Annotated in this window: 16 protein-coding genes; 8 read left to right on the top strand and 8 right to left on the bottom strand. The window is 68.2% G+C overall.

Going from position 1 to position 20,675, the window contains the following annotated elements; translation table 11 throughout:
- Positions 1–3 precede the first annotated feature (3 nt).
- Positions 4–2,118 carry an ATP-binding protein gene (locus tag OG817_RS10245; protein WP_406053461.1) on the top strand — a complete coding sequence of 705 codons (2,115 nt, stop codon included), beginning with the start codon at positions 4–6 and terminating at the stop codon, positions 2,116–2,118.
- Positions 2,119–2,193: 75 nt separating this feature from the next.
- On the opposite strand, the gene OG817_RS10240 is transcribed toward OG817_RS10245, so the two are convergent.
- Genes OG817_RS10240 through OG817_RS10230 form a run of 3 tightly spaced genes read right to left on the bottom strand, consistent with a single transcriptional unit; the run spans position 2,194 to position 5,411 of the window.
- Positions 2,194–3,084, bottom strand: coding sequence for a carbohydrate ABC transporter permease (locus OG817_RS10240; protein WP_396393308.1), 891 nt, complete (start codon positions 3,082–3,084; stop codon positions 2,194–2,196).
- A 1-nt stretch (position 3,085) separates the two neighbouring features.
- Positions 3,086–4,024, bottom strand: coding sequence for a carbohydrate ABC transporter permease (locus tag OG817_RS10235; RefSeq protein WP_396393307.1), 939 nt, complete (start codon positions 4,022–4,024; stop codon positions 3,086–3,088).
- 40 nt (positions 4,025–4,064) lie between these two features.
- A complete protein-coding gene (locus OG817_RS10230; RefSeq protein WP_396393306.1) occupies positions 4,065–5,411 on the bottom strand; it encodes an extracellular solute-binding protein in 1,347 nt (448 codons plus the stop codon).
- Positions 5,412–5,676: 265 nt separating this feature from the next.
- On the opposite strand from OG817_RS10230, the gene OG817_RS10225 reads away from it, so the two are divergent.
- Both OG817_RS10225 and OG817_RS10220 read left to right on the top strand, forming a co-directional pair.
- Entirely contained in the window at positions 5,677–8,055 is a 2,379-nt protein-coding gene (locus OG817_RS10225) for a glycoside hydrolase family 3 N-terminal domain-containing protein (RefSeq protein WP_406053458.1), read from the top strand.
- Between the two features lie 4 nt (positions 8,056–8,059).
- Positions 8,060–9,100, top strand: a complete 1,041-nt coding sequence (locus OG817_RS10220) for a LacI family DNA-binding transcriptional regulator (RefSeq protein WP_396393304.1) — start codon at positions 8,060–8,062, stop codon at positions 9,098–9,100.
- Between the two features lie 3 nt (positions 9,101–9,103).
- On the opposite strand, the gene OG817_RS10215 is transcribed toward OG817_RS10220, so the two are convergent.
- Positions 9,104–9,979, bottom strand: coding sequence for a helix-turn-helix transcriptional regulator (locus OG817_RS10215; protein ID WP_406053455.1), 876 nt, complete (start codon positions 9,977–9,979; stop codon positions 9,104–9,106).
- A gap of 101 nt (positions 9,980–10,080) precedes the next feature.
- Here OG817_RS10215 and OG817_RS10210 point away from each other — a divergent pair, with 101 nt between their 5' ends.
- From OG817_RS10210 to OG817_RS10200, 3 genes are all read left to right on the top strand, one after another.
- Entirely contained in the window at positions 10,081–11,115 is a 1,035-nt protein-coding gene (locus OG817_RS10210) for a zinc-binding dehydrogenase (RefSeq protein ID WP_406053453.1), read from the top strand.
- 129 nt (positions 11,116–11,244) lie between these two features.
- The gene (locus tag OG817_RS10205) at positions 11,245–13,644 is read left to right on the top strand and encodes a penicillin-binding protein (RefSeq protein WP_406053451.1); all 2,400 of its coding nucleotides are present in this window, start codon (positions 11,245–11,247) and stop codon (positions 13,642–13,644) included.
- A 67-nt stretch (positions 13,645–13,711) separates the two neighbouring features.
- Positions 13,712–14,968, top strand: a complete 1,257-nt coding sequence (locus tag OG817_RS10200; protein ID WP_406053449.1) for an aminotransferase class I/II-fold pyridoxal phosphate-dependent enzyme — start codon at positions 13,712–13,714, stop codon at positions 14,966–14,968.
- Between the two features lie 2 nt (positions 14,969–14,970).
- Here OG817_RS10200 and OG817_RS10195 read toward each other — a convergent pair whose 3' ends face one another.
- Positions 14,971–15,483, bottom strand: coding sequence for a PaaI family thioesterase (locus OG817_RS10195; RefSeq protein ID WP_406053447.1), 513 nt, complete (start codon positions 15,481–15,483; stop codon positions 14,971–14,973).
- 149 nt (positions 15,484–15,632) lie between these two features.
- Between OG817_RS10195 and OG817_RS10190 the strand changes: the two genes are divergently transcribed.
- On the top strand, positions 15,633–16,265 hold the full coding sequence (locus tag OG817_RS10190; RefSeq protein WP_406053445.1) for an excalibur calcium-binding domain-containing protein: 633 nt from the start codon (positions 15,633–15,635) through the stop codon (positions 16,263–16,265).
- A gap of 10 nt (positions 16,266–16,275) precedes the next feature.
- Here the strand turns inward: OG817_RS10190 and OG817_RS10185 are convergent, their stop codons facing one another.
- Positions 16,276–16,416, bottom strand: a complete 141-nt coding sequence (locus OG817_RS10185) for a hypothetical protein (protein WP_406053443.1) — start codon at positions 16,414–16,416, stop codon at positions 16,276–16,278.
- A 22-nt stretch (positions 16,417–16,438) separates the two neighbouring features.
- Positions 16,439–17,797 carry an NAD-dependent succinate-semialdehyde dehydrogenase gene (locus tag OG817_RS10180; protein ID WP_406053441.1) on the bottom strand — a complete coding sequence of 453 codons (1,359 nt, stop codon included), beginning with the start codon at positions 17,795–17,797 and terminating at the stop codon, positions 16,439–16,441.
- 145 nt (positions 17,798–17,942) lie between these two features.
- Here OG817_RS10180 and OG817_RS10175 point away from each other — a divergent pair, with 145 nt between their 5' ends.
- The gene (locus tag OG817_RS10175) at positions 17,943–20,057 is read left to right on the top strand and encodes a M6 family metalloprotease domain-containing protein (RefSeq protein ID WP_406053439.1); all 2,115 of its coding nucleotides are present in this window, start codon (positions 17,943–17,945) and stop codon (positions 20,055–20,057) included.
- On the opposite strand, the gene OG817_RS10170 is transcribed toward OG817_RS10175, so the two are convergent.
- On the bottom strand, positions 20,047–20,670 hold the full coding sequence (locus OG817_RS10170) for a histone deacetylase (RefSeq protein ID WP_406053437.1): 624 nt from the start codon (positions 20,668–20,670) through the stop codon (positions 20,047–20,049). The genes OG817_RS10175 and OG817_RS10170 overlap by 11 nt on opposite strands.
- Between the last annotated feature and the right edge of the window lie 5 nt (positions 20,671–20,675).

The raw sequence follows: 20,675 nt of genomic DNA, 5'->3' as shown, positions 1-20,675 counted from the left end.
CGCATGGGGGGATCGGACGGAGACCACGGATCGCTCCCCGGCCGCGACCGGGAGCAGGCGTTGCTGGCTCGCGCCTTACGGAGTGCGGCCGAGGGCAGTCCACGGGCGCTGTTCGTCCACGGCGAGGCAGGCGTCGGCAAGACGCGGCTGGTCCGAGAGACCTGCCAGGCCTCGCAGTTGCGAACGGCGTGGGGCAGCTGCGTCCGTTTCGCCGCCGCCGACCTTCCGTACACACCCATCGCCGGTGTGCTTCAGGACTGGCTGAACAGCGCAGGACCGACCGAGCGGGACGAGGTCCTGGCCGGCGCCGACGAGCTCGCGGCCCTGCTCCCCTCGATCGGCTTCGGTACGGCGATCGCCGGCGGACGACTGGTGCCGCTGGTTGATCTCGTCATCAGCCGGCTGACCGACCGCCGGCCCACGGTGGTGGTCGTCGACGATCTGCAATGGGCGGACGCGGCGTCCCTCGATGTGCTCGCCTACCTGATCGCGGGTTTCCGGAACCAGCCGTTGGCGCTGATCGCCACCTGCCGCGACGAGGCGCGGTCCGAAGGACACCCCCTGCACGGCTGGCTGGCCGACATGCGCCGGATGCCGTCGTTCGAGGAGATCCACCTGGAGCGGCTGGACCTCGAATCGACAGCGGATCAGATCGCGGGCCTGACCCGGCATCCGCGGGATCTGGAGCTGGCCGCGCAGGTGCAGGCGATGTCCGACGGCAACCCTTACCTGACCGAACTGCTGGTCCGCGATCTCCCTGACCCGCAGGCCGCTCCCGTCGCTGTGCCGGACGCCCTGCGGGATGCGCTGATCGCCCAATGGAATCGCCTGTCCCGGGAATCCAGAGATCTCACCCGTCTGCTCGCGGCCGCCGGCCGACCGGTACCGCTCGCTGTCCTGACCAGAGTCGCCGGAGAGCACGGCATCAACCCCGAGTACGTGACCGACTGCCTGACCGAGGCCGAGACCCACGGTGTCATCGAGTCGACCAGCGGCACACCATGGTTCCGCCATCCTCTGATCGCCGACATCCTGTACGACGGTCTCCCGCTGACCGCGGCCGGGAAGGTGCATGCGACGTACGTGCGAGTGCTGGAAGCCACGCCTGACGCAGCCGCCGCCGACCTGGCCGCGCACAGCCACCTGGCCGGACGGACGGACGACGCCTTTCGATGGTCGCTGCAGGCGGCTGACGAATCAGCCCGGTTGCATGCGGCGGCGGAAGAAGCGATCCATCTGCGCCGCGCGTGCGACCTGTGGGCGTCCGTCTCGGTCCGCGGCTCGACGCGCGACCGGATCCAGTTACTGCGGCGAACAAGTGCGGCGTACTCGAAGATCGGCGAACCCGGCGAGGCGGTCGCCTTGCTCGACCGAGCACTGGCGTTGGTCGACCGAGAGGCTGAGCCCCTGCTGGCCAGCGCGATCCTCACGAGTCGATCGAGGGCGCGTTCAAGTGATGGCGCCCCCTCGGATCTGGCCGACGCGCAGGCGGCTGTGGACCTCGCCTCGTCGGATCCGGACAGCCCCGAGTACGCGATGGCACTGGCCGAGACGATGCATGCTCAACAGGCGGTTGAGGTCGCCGAGCGGTCGGGCTCTGAGGACGCGCTCACGAGAGCACTCTGCAAGCGTGCGGCCGCGACGTACCTGCGGAATCCGTCCGACGCGCTGGCAGACGCCACACGAGCCGCGCAACTCGCGTTGTCGCACGGAAACCTGCGCGACCTGCAGGACGCGACGGTTGGCCGGCTCAATGCTCTGATCCAACTCGGCCGGTACGACGAGTTCCTGCAGGACGGCGTGACGGCGTACTGGCACCTGATCGACGGCGGCGCCGGCAAGTCCTGCCACGCCCTGGTCTTCCTGCTGATCGAGGGACTGCTGGATTCCGGTCGGTGGGACGAGGCACGTGCGATGGTCCGGACGGCGCTGGCCGCTCGCTGCTCCGGTGTCACCGGCGCCGGAGTCCGAGTGGCTGCCGCGCTCCTCGCCGCGAGGTCGGGTCAGGACGCCGAGGCCGGACTGCATCTGGCGCGGGCCGGCGAACTCGCACCCGGCACCGTGCGCGATCTCCAGGACGGCTTTGGAACACTGCCGGCCGAACGCCTCGGGCAGTAAGGGCCGGCGTGACAGAACGCGGCTTCCGCCCCATCCCGCCGACCATGGTCGGCGGGATGGGGCGGACTCAGGACACTAGCGGCTGAAGCCGGCGGTCAGACCGCTGAGGAGCTGGCGGCGGCCGAGGGCGTAGAGCAGCACGATCGGCAGCGTGGTCAGCATGACCGACGCGAGAACGGCGGGGACGTTCACGCTGTACTGGCCTTGGAAGGTCCACAACGCCAACGGCAGGGTCCGCTTGTCGGGGCTCTGGGTCAGGATCAGCGGGAGCAGGAAGCCGTTCCAGACGGCGAGGCCGTTGTAGATGCTGACCGTGACGAGTGCGGGCCGGGTCAGCGGCAGCGCGAGCTTGCGCATCATGTCCCACTCGGTCGCGCCGTCGACGCGCATCGACTCGAAGAGTTCCTTCGGTACGTCGCGGATGAAGTTCGTCAGCACGAGCACCGACAGCGGGATCGAGAACGCGACCGACGGCAGGATGAGTGCCAGCAGGCTGTCGTAGAGCTGCATCCGGATGATCAGCAGGTAGACCGGGATGATGGTGGCCTGCAGCGGGATCGCCAGCCCCATCAGGAACAGGCCGTTGACCCCGGCAAGGAAGCGGCCGCCGGCGCCGCGGATGATCGCGTACGCCGCCATGAACGAGATCGCGACGGCCGGGATGATGGTGCCGACCGTGACGATCACGCTGTTCAGGAAGTACCGCGGGAAGTCGGACTCGATCACCAGTTTGTAGTTGGTCATCGTCGGGGCGCTCGGCAGGGCGAACGGGTTCTGGGTGAAGTAGTCGGTCTGGTCCTTGAAGCTCGTGACGACGATCCAGTACAGCGGGATCAGCACGATCGCCAGCCAGATCCAGCCCGCCAGACCGCCGAACCAGTTCAGCTGTAGCAGCTTGTGGGCACGGACAGGCCCGCCGCGCGCGCGCCGGGACGCCGTACTCGTGCTGCTGGTGGCCACGGCCATGTCACGCACCTTCCTGCTGGCTGGCAGTCGTACTGCCACCGAGCCGGCGCAGCAGCAGAGCCAGAGCCAGGCCGAGCAGAACGAGGACGACGGCGATCACACTCGCCGGGCCCATCTGGTTCGACATGAATCCGGTCTTGTACATGTCCAGGGCGAGAACCTCGGTGGCGTCGCCCGGCCCGCCCGCGGTGAGGACGAAGATCAGGTCGAAGAAGGTCAGCGAGCCGACCACCATCAACGTCGACGACGTGATGATCGTGTACTTGAGCTGCGGAATCGTGATGCTGAAGAACTGCCGGATCCGGCCGGCGCCGTCGATCGAGGCGGCCTCGTACATCGTGGTCGGGATCGCCCGCACCCCACCTTGATAGATCAGCGAGTGGAATGGGATGAACTGCCAGGAGACGATGAAGACGACCACCCCGACGGCGAGGTTGCTCTTGCCGAGCCAGTCCTGGGTCAGGAAATCGAGGTGCAGCCCCGGGCCCAGACCGAAGTTCGGGTCGAGCAGAGCCTTGTAGGTGATGGCGATCGCGGCCGAGCTGAGCAGCAGCGGAATGAAGTAGAGGACGGCCAGGAACGCGCGGTACCGCTGCCGTCCGGCCAGGAACGTGCCGAGCAGCAGGCTCATCGGAGTCTGTACCAGCCACGACAGGATCATGATCTCGAAGGTGACGAGGATGCTGTGCCGCAACGAGCTGTCGGTGAGCACGGACTGCCAGTTGGACAGGCCGGCCGGGGTGATCGGGCCCAGGCCGTCCCAGTGGGTGAAGCTGAGGACGAGTACGCCGATCAGCGGGACGGCGCCGAAGACGACGAACATCACCAGCGCGGGCAGCACCATCCAGGCGACCGGACCGCTCCGCCCGGCGGCGGAGCGGGCGCCGGACGAGACCTTCCGCCCGGTCGGCGGCGCGACGGGCGGAGCGGTCACGGTCATGGGGCTTCCCTGCCTGGACCGAGGCGTGGCATCAGCACGGTCACTGGCCGATCACCGCGTTCATGTTGTCGGCGAACTGCTGCGGTGAAATGGACAGCTGGAAGAGCTTGGCGATGTTGTCGAGCAGCGTCTCGGCCTGGGTCGGGCTGAGTGCCTGGTCCCAGGACTGCGCGAAGTTCTTCGCGTTCGCCGCGGTGTCGTAGACGAAGTTCAGCCACGCGGCGTCGTTCTTGTCGGTGATCGAGGAGAGCTTGTCCTTGGCGCTCTTCACGACCGGGATGTTGCCGGACTTCACCCAGGCATCCACCGTGGCGTCGTCGAGAGTGTTGTTCGCGATGAACTTCTTCGCGTTGTCCTTGTCGGCCTGGCTCGCCTTGGAGGAGATCGACATGTACTGACCCGGGTTGCCGACGGTGTCGGTCGGGTCGCCCTTGCCGCCGTCGACCGGCGGGAAGTTCATGTACCCGAGGTGCCCACCGGTGACGAAGTCCTTGCCGGAGGCCTTCATGTTGCCGTAGGTCCAGGCGCCGTGCAGCATCATCGCAGCCTTGCCGGTGTAGAGCAGCGCCTGGTCGGCGTTGGAGTCGGCGGTGATGGACGAGAAGCCCTTGATGAAGCCGTTCGCCTTGATCAGCTTCTGCATCTCGTCGAGCGCCTTCAGTGCGGACGGGTCTGACCAGCCGTCCTTCTTGCCGTCGTAGATGTTCTGGAAGACCTCGCTGCCGCCGATCCGGTCGAACAGGAACTCGAGCCACATCATGTTGGTCCAGCGCGACTGACCGCCGAGCGAGAACGGCGCGATGCCCTTGTCGTTGAACTTCGGCACCAGGTCCATGATGTCGCCCCACGACTGCGGGGGCTCGGCGCCGATCTTCTCGAACGAGCGCTTGTCGTAGAACAGCACGATCGGCGTCACGGTCTCACCAGGCACCGCGTAGAGCTTGCCGTTGACTGTCGCCGCAGTGAAGGCGGACGGGAAGATCGAGTTCTTCAGGTCGGTCTGCTGGTTGAACCAGTCGGTCAGGTCCTCGACCTGGTTGGCTTCGACGTAGGCCTTCAGGCCGCCGCCGCCCCAGCCCCAGATCAGCGTCGGTCCCTGGCCGGCACCGATGGCGGTCTTGATCTTCGCCTTGAAGGCGTCGTTCTGGAACTTGGTGGTCTTGATCTGGCTGCCCGAGTTCGCGTCGTTGAACCGCTTGACCTGCGCGTCCCGGATGGCCTCCTGCGGCTGGCCGGTGAGGTACCAGTACGTCGTGCCGGTGCCGGCAGCCGCGCCGGTGGTCGAACCAGGTGTGGTCTTCGGGCCGGAGCTACCGCAGGCCGCGAGGCCGGCCGCCAGTGCGCCCCCGCCGACGAGGCCGAGGAACGTACGCCGAGATGTCGCCATGGGATCCACTGTGATCTCCGTACTCCATGCTGCTCCGCCGGTCGCGGAAGCACCGGACAATTAAAAGATGTTTCGTAACGTAGATTTCGAACTTGTCGCTGTCAAGACTTGAACTACCGGCTCTTTGCGGTCACAGTGAGGTCACGGAATCGCCTGGTCACACAGGTGATTCCCAGACTTTGTGAGGACGGCGACGATCGCTTAAAGTTTTCGAAACTTTTCGATACTTTGTCACAACCAAGAGCGCTGATTTAGGGAGAATTTCTTGTCCAGCTCGAGCGACCAGCCGTGGCGGGACCCGGGACTGCCGGCCGACAAGCGGGTCGAACTGCTCCTGCAGGCGATGACGCTTCGGGAGAAGATCGCACAGCTGGGCAGCCGCTGGGCGGGCAACGACATGGCCGACACCGAGCTGCCCGCGGACGAGACCCTCAACGTCGCGCCGATGGAGGACGTCTTCGCCACCGGTGCCGCGCCGTCGCTGGCCGAGGCGAGCCGGGACGGCCTCGGCCACCTGACCCGGGTCTGGGGCAGCGTCCCTCGAACGGTCGAGCAGGGCGTGGCCGAGCTGATCCGGCAGCACGAGGTCGTGCTCGAGAGTTCCCGGCTCGGGATCCCCGCGCTCGTGCACGAGGAGTGCCTGACCGGATTCACGACGTACGGCGCGACCGTCTACCCGGCGTCGATCGCGTGGGGCGCGACGTTCGATCCGGAGTTGGTCGAGCGGATGGCAGCCGCGATCGGCCGTGACATGGCCGCGGTCGGCGTTCATCAAGGGTTGTCGCCGGTGCTGGACGTGGTCCGCGACTATCGGTGGGGTCGGGTCGAGGAGACGATCGGCGAGGATCCGTACCTGGTCGCGATGCTCGGCTCGGCGTACGTCCGCGGGCTGCAGAGCGCGGGCGTGCTGGCGACGCTGAAGCACTTCGCCGGGTACTCCGCGTCCCGGGCCGGCCGCAACCACGGGCCGGTGTCGATGGGACGGCGCGAGTTGCTCGACATCATCCTGCCGACCTTCGAGACCGCGATCGCGACGGCCGGCGCCGGATCGGTGATGAGCTCGTACTCCGACATCGACGGGCTGCCGGCGAGCGCGGACTCCTGGTTGTTCACCGAGGTCCTCCGCAACGAATGGGGGTTCGGCGGCACGGTGGTCTCGGACTACTGGGCCGTGCCGTTCCTCGCGTCGATGCACCGGGTCGCCGCCGACAACGCCGACGCCGGCGCGGTCGCGCTGACAGCCGGCACCGATGTCGAACTGCCGGACACCATCGGCTTCGCCGGCCTGCTGGACAAGGTGAAATCGGGCGAACTGTCCGAGGAACTGATCGATCGCGCGGCCCGTCGGCTGCTGTTGCAGAAGGCCCGGCTCGGTCTGCTCGATCCCGACTGGACCCCGGCGGGCTCGGTCGGCGCAGCGGCGATCGACCTCGACTCGGCCGAGAACCGGGCCATCGCGCGGCAGCTCGCCGAGCGCTCGGTCATCCTGCTCGACGCTGGATCGGCGTTGCCGCTGTCAACCGACCTGCGCCGGGTCGCGGTGGTCGGGCCGTGTGCCGGCGATCCGCGGACCCTGATGGGTTGCTACGCCTTCCCCAACCACGTCCTGCCGCGGTACCCGGACCGCGGCCTCGGCGTCGAGGTGGTCACGCCGGTCGATGCCTTGCACAACGAACTCCCGGACGTCGAATTCCTGTCTGCCAAGGGATGTGACGTCATGGGAGACGACCGCTCCGGGTTCGAGGCCGCCGTCGCCGCTACGCGCGACGCCGATCTCTGCATCGTGTACGTCGGTGATCTCTCCGGACTGTTCGGCCACGGCACGTCCGGGGAAGGCTGCGACGCCGAGGACCTGCGGTTGCCGGGAGTCCAAGGCGAGCTGCTCGACCAGTTGCTTGCCACCGGCAAGCCTGTCGTCGTCGTGGTGGTTTCCGGGCGTCCTTATGCGCTGGGTGACATCGCGGACCGGGTCGCCGGACTCGTGCAGGCGTTCATCCCCGGTCAGGAGGGTGCCGCCGCGATCGCCGGCGTACTGAGTGGCCGCATTGTGCCGAGTGGCAAGCTGCCGGTGCAGATCCCGCGGCACGTGGGCGGGCAGCCGGGGACCTACCTGCAGCCGGCCTTGGGCAGTGTCGAGAGTGCGGGCATCAGCGGCCTGGAGGCCGCGCCGCTCTTCCCCTTCGGGTACGGAGCGTCGTACACGACGTTCGAGGTCGGTGACCTGCGGCTGAGCGCGACGGAGATCGGGAACGACGGTGAGTTCACCGCGACTGTCCGGGTCCGCAACACCGGCAACCGGGCCGGTGACGAGGTCGTCCAGCTCTATCTGCACGATGTCGTCGCGCGGATCGCGCGGCCGCTGAAGCTGCTGACCGGGTTCGCTCGGGTCTCGCTCGAGCCGGGTGCGGCGGTCGACGTCACCTTCCGTGTGCACGCGGATCGCACGGCCTACACCGGGCCGGATCTGCGCCGGATCGTCGAGCCCGGCGCCATCGAAGTGATGCTCGGCACGTCGTCGCAGGACCTGCCGTGTCGCGCTGTCGTCCGGATCACCGGGGATGTGAGGGTGGTGGGTCACGAGCGCATGCTGACCACGCCGGTCGACCGCACCCCGGTCACCGCCGATGCCCCGGGAGGAGGGTGATGAGATGTCACGGTTGAAGGGACGCGTCACCCTGGCCACCGTCGCCGGCACCGCCGGGGTGTCGATCGCCACGGTCTCCAAGGTGCTCAACGGGCGCAGCGACGTCTCGCCGGTGACCCGGGCGCGAGTGCAGGAGATCCTGGAGAAGCACGGGTACGTCGGCCGCCGCCCGGAGACGGTCGAGCGGGAAACGGTCGAGTTGTTCTACCAGGGCATCGTCAACGCGTACTCGGTCGAGGTGATCCAGGGCGTCGTCGACGCCGGTCAGGCAGCCGGGGTGGACGTCATACTGAACGCACATCCGCCGCACCCGCAGACGTCCAGCTCCGGACGGGCGGCCCGGTGGATCCGCGAGGTGATCGCGTCCGGGCGGCGGGCCGCCATCGGGATCACCAGTGAGCTGGCCGACGCCGACCTGGCCGCGCTGTCGCGGGCCCGGCTGCCGCTCGTGGTCGTGGACCCGGCCAACATCCCGCAGCCCGACGTGACCAGCGTCGGCTCGACCAACTTCGCCGGCGGCATGGCGGCGACCCAGCATCTGCTCTCGCTCGGCCACCGGCGGATCGCGTACGTCGGCGGTCCGCCGACGTCAGGCTGCAACCAGGCCAGGATGAGCGGGTTCCGGAGTGCGATGGAGGCGGTCGGTGCCGCGGTGCCGTCCGACTACATCTGGCTCAGCGACTTCCTGTACGACGACGGCCTCGCCGGCGGAGCGGCGCTGCTGGACCGACCCGACCGGCCGTCCGCGATCTTCGCCGGCAGCGACGAGGTCGCGCTCGGCGTACTGGAAGCAGCCCGCGCCCGCGGTCTGCGAGTCCCCGAGGACCTGAGCGTGGTCGGCTTCGACGACACCCAGATCGCGCGGCTCGCGTCGCCGCAACTGACGACGGTCAAGCAGCCGCTCCGCGACATGGGAGCGGTCGCTCTTCGCACCGCGCTGCAACTCGCCGCCGGCGAGAAGGTTGCCTCACACCACGTCGAGCTGGCCACCACCCTGATCATCCGAGGCTCCGCCGCCCCCAACCGAATCCGCTCGGTCTCCTGACCGCTAGTCCTTGTCTTGGGCAACGATTTCGGGTTGGTCCTGGGTGGCGGCCCAGCTGGCCAGCAGTTGGAACGCGTCCGCGGTCGGTGAGCCGGCCGGCGCGGTGTAGACGACCAGGGCCAGGCCGGGGTCGGACGGGAACTCCATCGCCTCGAAGTTGATCTCGAGGTCGCCGACCACCGGGTGGTGCAGCTTCTTCACGCCGGTCCGGTGGAAGCGGACGTTGTGCGCGGCCCACCGGGTCCGGAACGTCTCACTGCGGGTGGACAGTTCGCCGATCAGTTCGGTCAGTGCCTTGTCGTGCGGGTTCTTGCCGGCCTCGGATCGCAGTACCGCCGCGATGTCGTCGGCCGCGCGTTCCCAGTCGACGAAGAACTCCTGTGCGGCCGGGTCGAGGAAGATGAACCGGGCCGTGCTGGCCGGGCGGCGCGGATCCGCGAACATCGGCGCGTAGAGCGCGCGGGCCATCCGGTTCGCCGCCACCACCTCGAACCGCGCGGTGCGGATCCAGGCCGGCGCATCGGTGATCGCGTCCAGGATCTGCTGCAGGGCCGGACGAACCCCCTGCACCGCCGGGCGGCGCCGTACCGGGGTGGCGTCGGACTCGTGGGCGAGTGCGAACAGGTGCGTGCGCTCGGCGTCGTCCAGTTGCAGCGCGCGGCAGAGAGCCTCGAGAACGCTCTCCGAGGCGCCGGCCAGGTTTCCCCGCTCCAGCCGGACGTAGTAGTCGACCGAGACGCCCGCCAGCAGGGCGACCTCCTCGCGCCGCAGTCCCTTCACCCGGCGATTGCCGCCGTACATCGGCAGGCCGGCCTGCTCGGGGGTGAGCCGGGCACGGCGGGAGCTGAGGAATTCCTTGATCTCGGCTCGATGGTCCATGTCGTCAACACTACGGACCGTCGCGATCGCAAGGGAGGCACTGGCGTTACCTGGAACGACAGTGACTCCCTCGCCCACGCTCCGTGACCTTCACTGAGACCATGCGAGCGACTTACATGTACAGCGCCGGCGACGTACGGGTGATCGACGTACCGGACCCGGTGATTCAGCAACGAACCGATGCGGTGGTGCGGGTGACCGGCTCCTGTATCTGCGGCAGCGACCTGCACCCGTTCCACAACCTGCCGGCGATCCCCGGCGGCAAGTCGATGGGACACGAGTTCGTCGGCGTGGTCGAGGACGTCGGTGCCGACGTGGCGACGCTGCGGAAGGGCGACTTCGTCATCGCACCGTTCGCCTGGTCCGACGGGACGTGCGACTTCTGCCAGGAGGATCTGCAGACGTCGTGCCGGCACGGCGGGTTCTGGAACGCGAACGGCGTCTATGGCGGTCAGGCGGAGGCGGTCCGGGTTCCGCTCGCGGACGGGACGCTGGTGAAGGTTCCGGCCGGCGAGGATTCCGGGCTGCTGCCGTCGTTGCTCAGCTTGTCCGACGTCTACGGGACGGGTTACCACGCGGCTCTGAAGGGGGGCGTCGACGAGCGCACCTCGGTCACGGTCATCGGCGACGGCGCGGTCGGCCTGCTCGCTGTACTGTCGGCCCGGCAACTAGGTGCCCAGCGCATCATTCTGATGGGACGGCACAAGAAGCGGACCGACCTCGGCGTCGAGTTCGGCGCGACCGAGGTCGTCGCCGAGCGCGGCGAGGAAGGCATCGCCAAGGTCCGCGAACTCACCGGCGGCGACGGCACACACGTCGTACTCGAGGCCGTCGGCCACCTGCCGGCGTACGAGCAGGCTGTTGGTGTTGTTCGCCCGGGCGGCGTGATCAGCCGTGTCGGCGTACCCCAGTACCTCGATGCTCCGGTGGGCTTCCCCAGTCTGTTCGGCCCCAACATCACGTTGACCGGCGGACCGGCGCCCGCCCGCGCCTACATCGAACGTCTGTTGCCCGGCGTCCTGTCCGGAAAGGTGAACCCTGGCAAGGTTTTCGACCAGACCGTCACCTTGGACCAGGTCCCCGAGGGCTACCGCGCCATGGACAACCGCGACGCCCTCAAGGTCCTGATCCGGTGACCCGCTCAAGGCAAGACCGCTACCTCGCAGTGACCGAATCGTCACAGTTGGTAAGATCTTTGGGCAGATGTGTTAATTCCGTGACGAAAATGTCCCGGTGAAGCCCCTCCGGGACTAATCTGCCGGACCATGCACAGACGCGAGCCGGCCCGCCCCAAGGTCGTCCAGTCAGTGGTTCTCTTCCTGCTGACCAGCGCTCTCGCCGGAGCGCTCGTCGCCGGCCTGGCCCTTCCGCTCGCCGGACTGGCCGGGGTGACCACAGCGAAAGCCCACGACACGGTCCAGTACCTGCCGCAGGACCTCAAGGCGGCGCCGGTTTCCCAGAAGAGCATCATCCAGGCGGCCGACGGCTCGCTCATCGCCACTCTGTACCAGGAGAACCGGGTACCGGTGACGTTGCCGCAGATCAGCCCGATGATGCGCAAGGCGATCGTCGCGATCGAGGACGACCGGTTCTACGAGCACGGCGCACTGGACCTGAAGGGCACCCTGCGCGCCCTGCTGCGGAACCAGTCGCAGGGTGCGGTCCAGCAGGGTGGCTCCAGCATCACCCAGCAGTACGTGAAGATGAACCTGGTCGAGAAGGCGAAGACACCGGACGAGGCTGCGGAAGCCACGGCCGACACCTACGAACGCAAGGTCGCCGAGCTCCGTTATGCGATCGCCGTCGAGAAGGAGTACTCCAAGGACCAGATCCTGGAGAAGTACCTGAACCTCGCGAACTTCGGTGATGGTGCCTGGGGCATCGAGGCCGCCGCCTTGCACTACTTCTCCGTGCACGCGTCCCGGCTGACGCTGCCGCAGTCGGCCATGCTCGCCGGTCTGGTGAAGAACCCGACCGGGTACGACCCGACGAACAACATGAAGCGGGCCAAGGAGCGCCGCGACGTGGTGATCCGGCGGATGCAGGAACTGAACATCGTCACCGCCGCGCAGGCCGCGACCGCGCTGAAGACCCCGGTGATCGATCCCAAGAAGGTCCGCAACGTACCGAACGGCTGCGCGAACTCGAAGTACCCGTTCTACTGCGAGTACATCGTCTCCCAGCTGAAGAACAATCCGAGTTTCGGCAAGACCCCGCAGGCCGCGGAGAACTACATCGAGACCGCCGGTCTGGTGATCCGGACGTCGCTGGACCCGAAGATCCAGAAAGCGGCCGAGGACTCGATGAAGAAGCACTCCAAGCCCACTGACCAGGCAGTAGCCGCGGTCACCATCGTCGAGCCCGGCACCGGCCTGGTGAAGGCGATGGCCCAGAGCAAGCCGTACGGCAACGGGAAGGGCCAGACGTCGTACAACTACAACGTCGAGAAGTCCTACGCCGGTGGGTACGGCGGGTTCCAGAACGGTTCGACGATGAAAGCGTTCACGATCGCGGCCGCGATCGAGAAGGGTGTCCCACTCACCTACCGGATCACCTCACCGCAGCAGATCGACCTGAGCGGCAAGAAGTTCAGCACCTGCAGCGGTACGGCGTCCGACCCGGACTACAAGCCGAAGAACTCGACCAAGACGATCCTGGACCCGTCGATGATCGACGCGGCGAAGGCGTCGACGAACACCTACTTCCTGCAGCTGTCCGAGCAGGTCGGTCTGTGCCCGATCGCCACCATCGCGTCCAAGCTCGGCATGCAGGACGCCCAGACGATGAAGCCGCTGCAGCAGGTCCCGTCGTTCACGCTCGGGTCCGCCGGTCTGATCACGCCGCTGATGCTGGCCAACGCGTACGCGACCTTCGCCGCCCGTGGCAAGTTCTGCACACCGCTCCTCGTCACCGCGGTCACCACCAGCAAGGGCAAGTCGATCCCGGTCAAGGGCCAAAGCTGCAAGCAGGCGCTCACCCCGCAGGTCGCGGACGGCGTCAACTACGTGCTGAACAAGGTGATGGGCGACGGCGGCACCGGCAGCAGGCTGAAGTTCGGCCGCAGCGACCTGGCCGGCAAGACCGGAACGATCAACGGCAACATCGCCGTCTGGTTCGCCGGCTACTCGTCCAGGCTCGCGGCCGCGTCGGTGGTGGCCGACGCGACGCCGAAGTACACGGACCTGGCCGGGCTGACGCTGAACGGCAAGAAGATCGGGAACGCGTCCGGCTCCGGGACCGCGGGGCCGATCTGGGAGACGGCGCTGCAGGGAGCCTTGAAGGGTCTGCCGTCGACCCACTTCGTGCAGCCGGACGACAAGACGATCCGCGGCGATGTGAAGGACCTGCCACAGCTCAAGGGGGTCCTCCCTCCGATCGCGATCGTCCAGCTGCAGCAGCTGGGCTTCCAGGCCGAGGTCGCGCCGGCGCCGGTCGACTCGGACGCACCGGCAGGCACCGTCGCGTACACCAGCCCACGCCAGGAGGACGGCGCACCAGCCGGTGCGAAGATCACGCTGTACCTGTCGAACGGCAGTAGGGCAATGCCGCCTCCGCCGCCGACGACACCGGGACCACCCGGTACGCCGCCGACGATCCAGCTGCCGCCGGGCTGGCCGAACTGCCCGCCGACGGACCCGCGCTTCCCGAACTGCCGGAAGCGCTGACCCTGTCCACAGTCGCGGTCGGGTGATCACTAGGCTTGGACCATCACCCGACCGTGAAAGGACTCCCGTGAGCGTCGACGAGCTGACCGCCCAGCGTGACCGTGCCCGCCAGGACTACGAGGCGCTGGTGGCCAAAGGGCTGAAGCTGGACCTGACGCGGGGGAAGCCGTCACCCCGGCAGCTCGATCTTGCCAACGGTCTGCTCGGGCTCGACGGTGATCCGGTCGGAGCCGACGGGACCGACCTGCGGAACTACGGCGGCCTGAACGGGCTGCCCGAGCTGCGGGCGATCTTCGCGGCGGATCTGCAGGTGCCGGTCGAGCAACTGCTGGCCGCCGGGAACTCCAGCCTCGAACTGATGCACGACGCCGTGGTGTTCGCACTGCTCGGCCTGGTGCCGGGCGCCGAGCGGCGATGGGCCGACCAGCCGGAGATCGCGTTCCTGTGCCCGGTGCCGGGGTACGACCGGCACTTCGGCATCTGCGAGCGGTTCGGGATCCGGATGGTCCCGGTGCCGATGACGCCGGACGGCCCGGACATGGACGTGGTCGAGCGCCTGGTCGCCGAGGACGCCCGGATCAAGGGCATCTGGTGCGTGCCGAAGTACAGCAACCCCGACGGCTCGGTCTACTCCGACGAGACCGTACGGCGGCTGGCCGCGATGGAGACCGCGGCGCCGGACTTCCGGATCTTCTGGGACAACGCGTACGCCGTACACCACCTGACCGACGCGCCGGCGGAGATCGCCGACGTGCTCGCGCTGTGCGCGGAGAACGGTCACCCGGACCGGGCCTTCGTGTTCGGATCCAGCTCGAAGATCACCTTCGCCGGCTGCGGCGTCGCGTTCTTCGGCTCGTCCCCCGCGAACGTCGAGTGGTGGCTGAGCCACACGGTCAAGCGGAGCATCGGGCCGGACAAGATCAACCAGTTGCGGCACGTCCAGTTCCTCCGCGACGCCGACGGGCTGCATGAGCACATGCGGAACCTGGCCGGCCTGATCCGGCCGAAGTTCGACGCGGTCGACAAGATCCTCACCGCCGAGCTCGGCGGCACCGGGCTGGCGACGTGGACGAGCCCGGCCGGTGGCTACTTCGTCAACCTCGAGGTGGCAGACGGCTGCGCCCGCGAGGTCGTCGCCAAGGCGAAGGCTGCCGGCATCGCCATCACCCCGGCCGGCGCGACCCACCCGTACGGCGACGACCCGGCCGACCGCACCATCCGGATCGCCCCGACGTACCCGGAACTCCCCGAGGTGGAGGCCGCGATCGCCGGTCTCGCCACCTGCGTCCGCCTGGTCGGCACGGAGAAGCTCCTGGCCGGCTGAGGTCAGGCGGTCGGCAGCTCGAAGATCAAGCAGGTGGAGGTGGCGTGAGCCAGCAGCGCGCCGGCCTCGTCGAACAGCCGTGACTCCGCGACCGCAGTACGGCGGCCGCGGCTGACGATGCCGCCTTCGCAGCGGAGCAGACCCGACTTGATCGTCACCGGCTTGATGAAACGCGTCATCAGGTCCAGCGAGGTGTAGCCGAACCCGGCCGGCAAGGTCGAGTGGACGGTGCAGCCGGCGGCCGTGTCGAGCAGGGTCGCGATGATCCCGCCGTGCACGGTGCCGAGCGGGTTGTAGTGGAATTCCTGCGCCGGCATCAGCACGGTGACCCGGCCTTCCTCTGCCTCCATCCCGGTGGCGCCGACCAGTTGCAGGATCGGCGGCGCCGGGATCTCGCCGTTGCCCATCGCGTGCAGCATCTCGAGCCCGGACGTGGTCCCGATCCGCGCCGCGGTCAGAGCCGGGTCGGTCCACGAGAAGGTCCGGCTGCGCGTCTGCTCCTGAGTCTCCGTCATGGACCGAGCTTCACACGCCCCGGCTGGGTCCGTCAACGAGACCTAGCACTCACTACCGTTCAAGCGTATGAAGACAAGGGGTTCCGACCCCGGCCCTTGCCTCTGGCGCCGCTCTCGCTAGGCTGCTGGGCGTACTGGGGGAGGTTTGCGTGAGGAAGTTCAACACACCGCCTGACTGGCCCGATCCGCCGACGGCGCGGTGGCGGCCGCCGAGACGCTGGCGGCCGAACGAGTCGTGGCCGCCGGCCCCGGCGGGATGGTCCTTCTGGGTCGACGAGCGCGGGCGCCCGGTCCGCGGCCCGTTCGGACGGTACGGCGGTCCGAACACCGTCAAGCTGGCGGCGGTCGTCGTCGTCCCGCTCGCCCTCATCGGCGTGCTGCTCTTCTACAAGCCCTTCAGCAGCGGCGACACGGTCACCTCGACGGCCCCGGAACCAACGGCGATCCGGTCCACATCGGTCGCACCCACCGAGTCGCCGACGCTGCGTCGTACCGAGAAGCCGACCCGGCAGATCGAGCGCACGCCGACGTCGACACCGGCACCGGAACCGTCGCCCACGCCGCAAGGAACGCTGGTCGTCGAGCCAACGGCCCCCGGGCCGTCAGCGACGCCGACCGTCTCGTCGACCTCGTCGACATCGGTCGTGAGCGCGGTCCAGTACCGGGACTGCGCCGAGGTCCGCGCCGCCGGCAAGGCGCCGCTCCATCGCGGCGATCCCGGTTACTCGCGCGACCTGGACCGCAACGGCGACGGCATCGCGTGCGAGCGCGGCAACTCCTGACGCGTCCGGATCACGGCCGGACGACCACCGGCTGGAAGGCGGCCTGCACGTTGGCGCTGGTCGGGGTCACGTACTCCGTGGACGGCACGTAGAAGTCGGAGTCGAAGTGCGTTCTGCCGGCCGCCGCGGTGCCGTGTCCCCTTCCTGCCACCTACAACTGGATGGCCTGCCGGCTACAGGCGGATGGACTTCTTGTTCATGAACTCCTCGATGCCGGCCGGCCCGAGTTCGCGGCCCATGCCGGAGCGCTTGATGCCTCCGAACGGGAGGTCGGCCTGGGAACCGCCGGCCCGGTTCAGGTAGACCATGCCGGCCTCGATCTGTTCGGCGACGCGCCGGGAGCGCTCGTTGTCGGTGCCCCAGACCGAGGCGCCGAGACCGAACGGCGTGTCGTTCGCGAGGGCGATCGCCTCAGCCTCGGTCCCGGCCTTGAACACGATCACCACCGGCCCGAAGATCTCCTCGTAGTACGCGTCCATCTCCGGCGTGACGTCGGTCAGCACAGTCGCCTCGAGGAACGCGCCCGGGGTGATCCGCCGGCCGCCGGTGCGCAGGGTCGCGCCCTGCTCGACCGCCTTCGCCACCTGGCCCGCGACCTCGTCCGCGGCCGCATCGGAGGCGAGCGGCGGCAGCTTCGTCTCCGGGTCGGCGGGGTCGCCGGGGACGTAGTACTCGGCGACGCGCTTGGTCAGGCGGTCGACGTACTCGTCGTAGATGTCGGCGAGCACGATCATCCGCTTCGGCGCGTTGCAGGACTGACCGCAGTTCCGCATCCGGGCTGTGGCGGTCGCGTTGACGGTTTCGTCCATGTCGGCGGTGTCGAGCACGATCAGCGGGTCGGACCCGCCGAGCTCGAGCACGGTCTTCTTCAGGTTCTTACCGGCTTCGGCGGCGACCGACACACCGGCCTGCTCGCTGCCGGTCAGCGAGACGCCCACGATCCGCGGGTCGGCCAGGATCGCCGGGATCTGCCGGCTGGACGCGAACGTGTTCACGTACACGTCGTCCGGTACGCCGGCCGCCCGCAGGATCTCCTCGATCGCGCGACCCGAGCGCGGGCAGATCGACGCGTGCTTGAGCAGGATGGTGTTGCCGAGCACCAGGTTCGGCGCGACGAACCGGGCCACCTGGTAGCACGGGAAGTTCCACGGCATGATCCCGAGCAGCGCGCCGATCGGGCCCTTCGTGATGACCGCCTGTCCGCCCCTGATGTCCAGCGGTTCGTCCGCCAGCAACGCCGGTCCGTTCGCGGCGTAGTACCGGAAGATGTCGACCACGATGCCGACCTCGCCGCGGCCCTCGTTGATCCGCTTGCCCATCTCCTGCGTCATGGTCGCGGCCAGCTCGTCGCTCCGCTGTTCGAACAGATCCGCGGCGCGCGCCACGATCGCGGCCCGCTCCTCGACGGTCCGGCGTCGCCACCCCGGATAGCCGGAGTGCACCCGCCCGATCGACTCCCGCACCTGTTCGTCCGTCGAGTTCGCGACTTCCTCGATCAGCACACCCGTGGCCGGGTCGGTGACTGAATACATGGGTCCTCCATCCACAGTCGACGCAAGCGCCCAGGCTAACCACTTCACTCCATACTGTATACAGTGATCTCACCTGTTGTCGTCAGGGGTGTCGCCAAGGCATGCTCATGGCTGTCCCGCCCACTCGTTGATCGGATGCCCGCCCGTGTCTGAGCTACGGAAATACCGTCTTGTCGTTGTGCGGCTGGTCGCCGTACTCGCTGCTGTCTCGGTGCCGAGTCTCGCGCTCGCCGCGCCGGACGCCACCGCTCCCCCGGATCCCGCGAACGCCTGGCAGTACCCGCACTGGCCACAGAAGCAACCGTGGCAGGAGTCGGGCACGGCCGGGCCGGAACAGCGGATCGCCACCACGGCGAAGGACGGCCTGCCCGGGCCGATCGATCCGCAGAACTGGGAGAACCCCGACCACATGACCTGGAACGACTACCGCAAGCCGCCCGGGACGAACTGGGCCGATCCCGCGGTGCCGGGATCGGCGCGGACGTTCAAGGGTGCGCTGGTGCTGGTCGACTACCCGAACCAGGACTTCGTCATCACCAAGCCGAAGGGCTCCACGCCGTTCGGCAACCCGAGCGCCGAGGCGAACGGCGTACCGCGGGACCAGGTCGCACAGTTCTACAAGAACTTCCTCAACACCCCCAGCGCGCTGAACCACGGACACACCCTGCACGAGTACTGGATGGAGGACTCCGGCGGCCGGTACGGCGTCGACCTGACCGCGTTCGGTCCGTACCGAATGCCGGGCAAGTCGCACGAGTACGCGATGGAGTTCCAGGGCGACTCCGCCTGCCCGGCCGGTGACGACTGCACGAAGGACATCCGCGCCGACGGCCGCGCCGCGTGGGTCGCCGACCAGGGGCCCGAGGTCCCGGCCGGGTTCGACTTCGTGTTCTTCCTCAGCGCCGGGCAGGACGAATCGTCCACCTGGCAGGAGTTCGGGATGATGAAGTTCCCGAACAAGGAGGACGTCACCGACGACTTCGGCCCGCCCGACCCGGCTTTGCCGAACTGGTCGGACACCCGGTACGTCGACTGGACCTCGTGGGCTGCCGGCGCCTCGATCTGGCCGAACGCCGGCGGCGGTTCGTCGACCCAGGCCGAGAGCTCCGGGATGGCGGTCTTCGCACACGAGTTCAGCCACATCCTGGGGATCGGCGACAACTACAACAATCCGTACGGCGTACCACCGAGACGCGCGTACACCGGGATCTGGGAGATGCTCAGCCGCGGCAGCTTCAACGGTCCCGGCGGACCACACAGCCGGTGGATGATCCCGGCCACGGGTGGCGCCTCGATGGGCGCGCAACACATGCTGCGGAACAAGCTGAAGCTCGAGATGGTCGACGAGCAGAATGTGCTCCGGCTGTCCCGCGAAGCCCTCGCCTCGTCCGGTGTCGTGGTCGCCGACGTCACCGCGCGGTCCGTCGAGCCGGGAGCAAAGGGCCTGTCCGGGGTCAACATCGAGCTCGGCGGCGCCGGCGATCTGGCACCGCCCTGTGACGTGAACACCGACGCGTTGTGCGACGGCCGCGGCTACCAGAACTACACGGTCGAGGTGGTCGACCGGATGGGCACCGACTCGTTCACGCCCGACTCCGGGGTCCTGCTGGCGAAGACCAAAAACCAGGACCGGGCGCCGTTCGAGTGGGTCGTCGACGCGAACCCGCAGGACATCAAGATGACCGACTACGTGCTGCCCGACGGCACCGAGGTACCGATCACCATCGGCGACTACCGTCAGCTGTCCGACGCCCTGTTCCACGCGGGTACGAACTCCGGCAGCGAGTACGAGTACACCGACACCGCCAACCGGCTGCACTTCTACATCACCAACATCCACCACGACAGCAAGGGCGTCCTGTCCTACACGGTCGCGATCCGCTCGCTCGACGGCGCCGGCCCGCAGAAGCGTGGTGTCCGGGTCCTGCCCACGGTCGCCAAGCCGGGCCAGGGCGGCGTCCAGACCTGCAACTTCTCACTCACCAACACCGGCATGGCCGGCACCGGAGCACAGCACCCCGAGGACGTCACGTCGTACCTCAAGGGCGATGTGTACCGCATGTCCGTGAAGGTCGACGGCAAGAACTGGAACGTCCAGCTGCCCAACGCCCTGGCCACTGCCAACGCCCGCCAGCACGTGAACGTCCCGGTCTATGCCGAGGCCGGCACCGCTCCACTCGCCAAGATCACTCTCACCGCCACCTCCGAAAGCGACCCCACCAAGCAGTCCACCGCCACCTGCGTCGCTATCAAGCGGTAAACAGGTCGGTCAGTGCGTCGGGCGTCCACGACAAGTGGACGCCCGGCGCGGCGTACAGGTAGTCGACGATCCGCGGTGTGGTCCAGCCGTGGGATTCGGTCAGGCCGGTGGCTATCCATCGCAGGTACGGCGCTGTGGGGGCGACCGGGTCCAGGTCTGAAGCGTTTCCGTGGGTGACGGTGAACATCGGAAGGCCGTCGCGTTCGCCGAGGCGGGCGACGGTTTCGTAGCGGCCCGGACCCATGGTGTGGAGGGACTCGACGTTGGCCAGGAGGCCGGCGAGGTCGCGGGCGAACGGACCGCCCGGCTCGCGACGCATCTCCTGCGCGGCGACGTCGCCGAGCTGGCCCGAAGTCAGCAGGTACGCACGTCCGGCGACACGGCCTGGCCCGGCCGGTTCGTAGAAGGCGGACCCGCCGCCCCAGACCTTGGAGGCCCCGGCGAAGAGAAGCCGCCCGGGTACGTCGACGCCCGCGATCTGCTCGGGATCGCTGTGATCCCGGCAGCCCGGATACACCCGCATCCCGCCGGCCGGGCGACCACCGGCCAGGTAGCAGCGGAAGCGGTCGAGCGCGAGGTTGGAACCGTAGGCGACGTACCAGACTCGCTCCATCGAAC

Source organism: Kribbella sp. NBC_00889, assembly GCF_045207705.1.
Lineage (GTDB): Bacteria > Actinomycetota > Actinomycetes > Propionibacteriales > Kribbellaceae > Kribbella.
Note: the sequence above shows the minus strand (reverse complement) of the source record. Positions and strands in the feature narration are given on the sequence as shown.

What these genes read in the sequence shown, in the direction of transcription:
- OG817_RS10245 (WP_406053461.1), top strand. Translation starts at nt 4, where the DNA reads ATGGGGGGATCGGACGGAGACCACGGATCGCTCCCCGGCCGCGACCGG.
- OG817_RS10235 (WP_396393307.1), bottom strand. Translation starts at nt 4,024, where the DNA reads ATGACCGTGACCGCTCCGCCCGTCGCGCCGCCGACCGGGCGGAAGGTC.
- OG817_RS10210 (WP_406053453.1), top strand. Translation starts at nt 10,081, where the DNA reads ATGCGAGCGACTTACATGTACAGCGCCGGCGACGTACGGGTGATCGAC.
- OG817_RS10180 (WP_406053441.1), bottom strand. Translation starts at nt 17,797, where the DNA reads ATGTATTCAGTCACCGACCCGGCCACGGGTGTGCTGATCGAGGAAGTC.
- OG817_RS10220 (WP_396393304.1), top strand. Translation starts at nt 8,060, where the DNA reads ATGTCACGGTTGAAGGGACGCGTCACCCTGGCCACCGTCGCCGGCACC.
- OG817_RS10170 (WP_406053437.1), bottom strand. Translation starts at nt 20,670, where the DNA reads ATGGAGCGAGTCTGGTACGTCGCCTACGGTTCCAACCTCGCGCTCGAC.
- OG817_RS10240 (WP_396393308.1), bottom strand. Translation starts at nt 3,084, where the DNA reads ATGGCCGTGGCCACCAGCAGCACGAGTACGGCGTCCCGGCGCGCGCGC.
- OG817_RS10195 (WP_406053447.1), bottom strand. Translation starts at nt 15,483, where the DNA reads ATGACGGAGACTCAGGAGCAGACGCGCAGCCGGACCTTCTCGTGGACC.
- OG817_RS10215 (WP_406053455.1), bottom strand. Translation starts at nt 9,979, where the DNA reads ATGGACCATCGAGCCGAGATCAAGGAATTCCTCAGCTCCCGCCGTGCC.
- OG817_RS10205 (WP_406053451.1), top strand. Translation starts at nt 11,245, where the DNA reads ATGCACAGACGCGAGCCGGCCCGCCCCAAGGTCGTCCAGTCAGTGGTT.
- OG817_RS10230 (WP_396393306.1), bottom strand. Translation starts at nt 5,411, where the DNA reads ATGGCGACATCTCGGCGTACGTTCCTCGGCCTCGTCGGCGGGGGCGCA.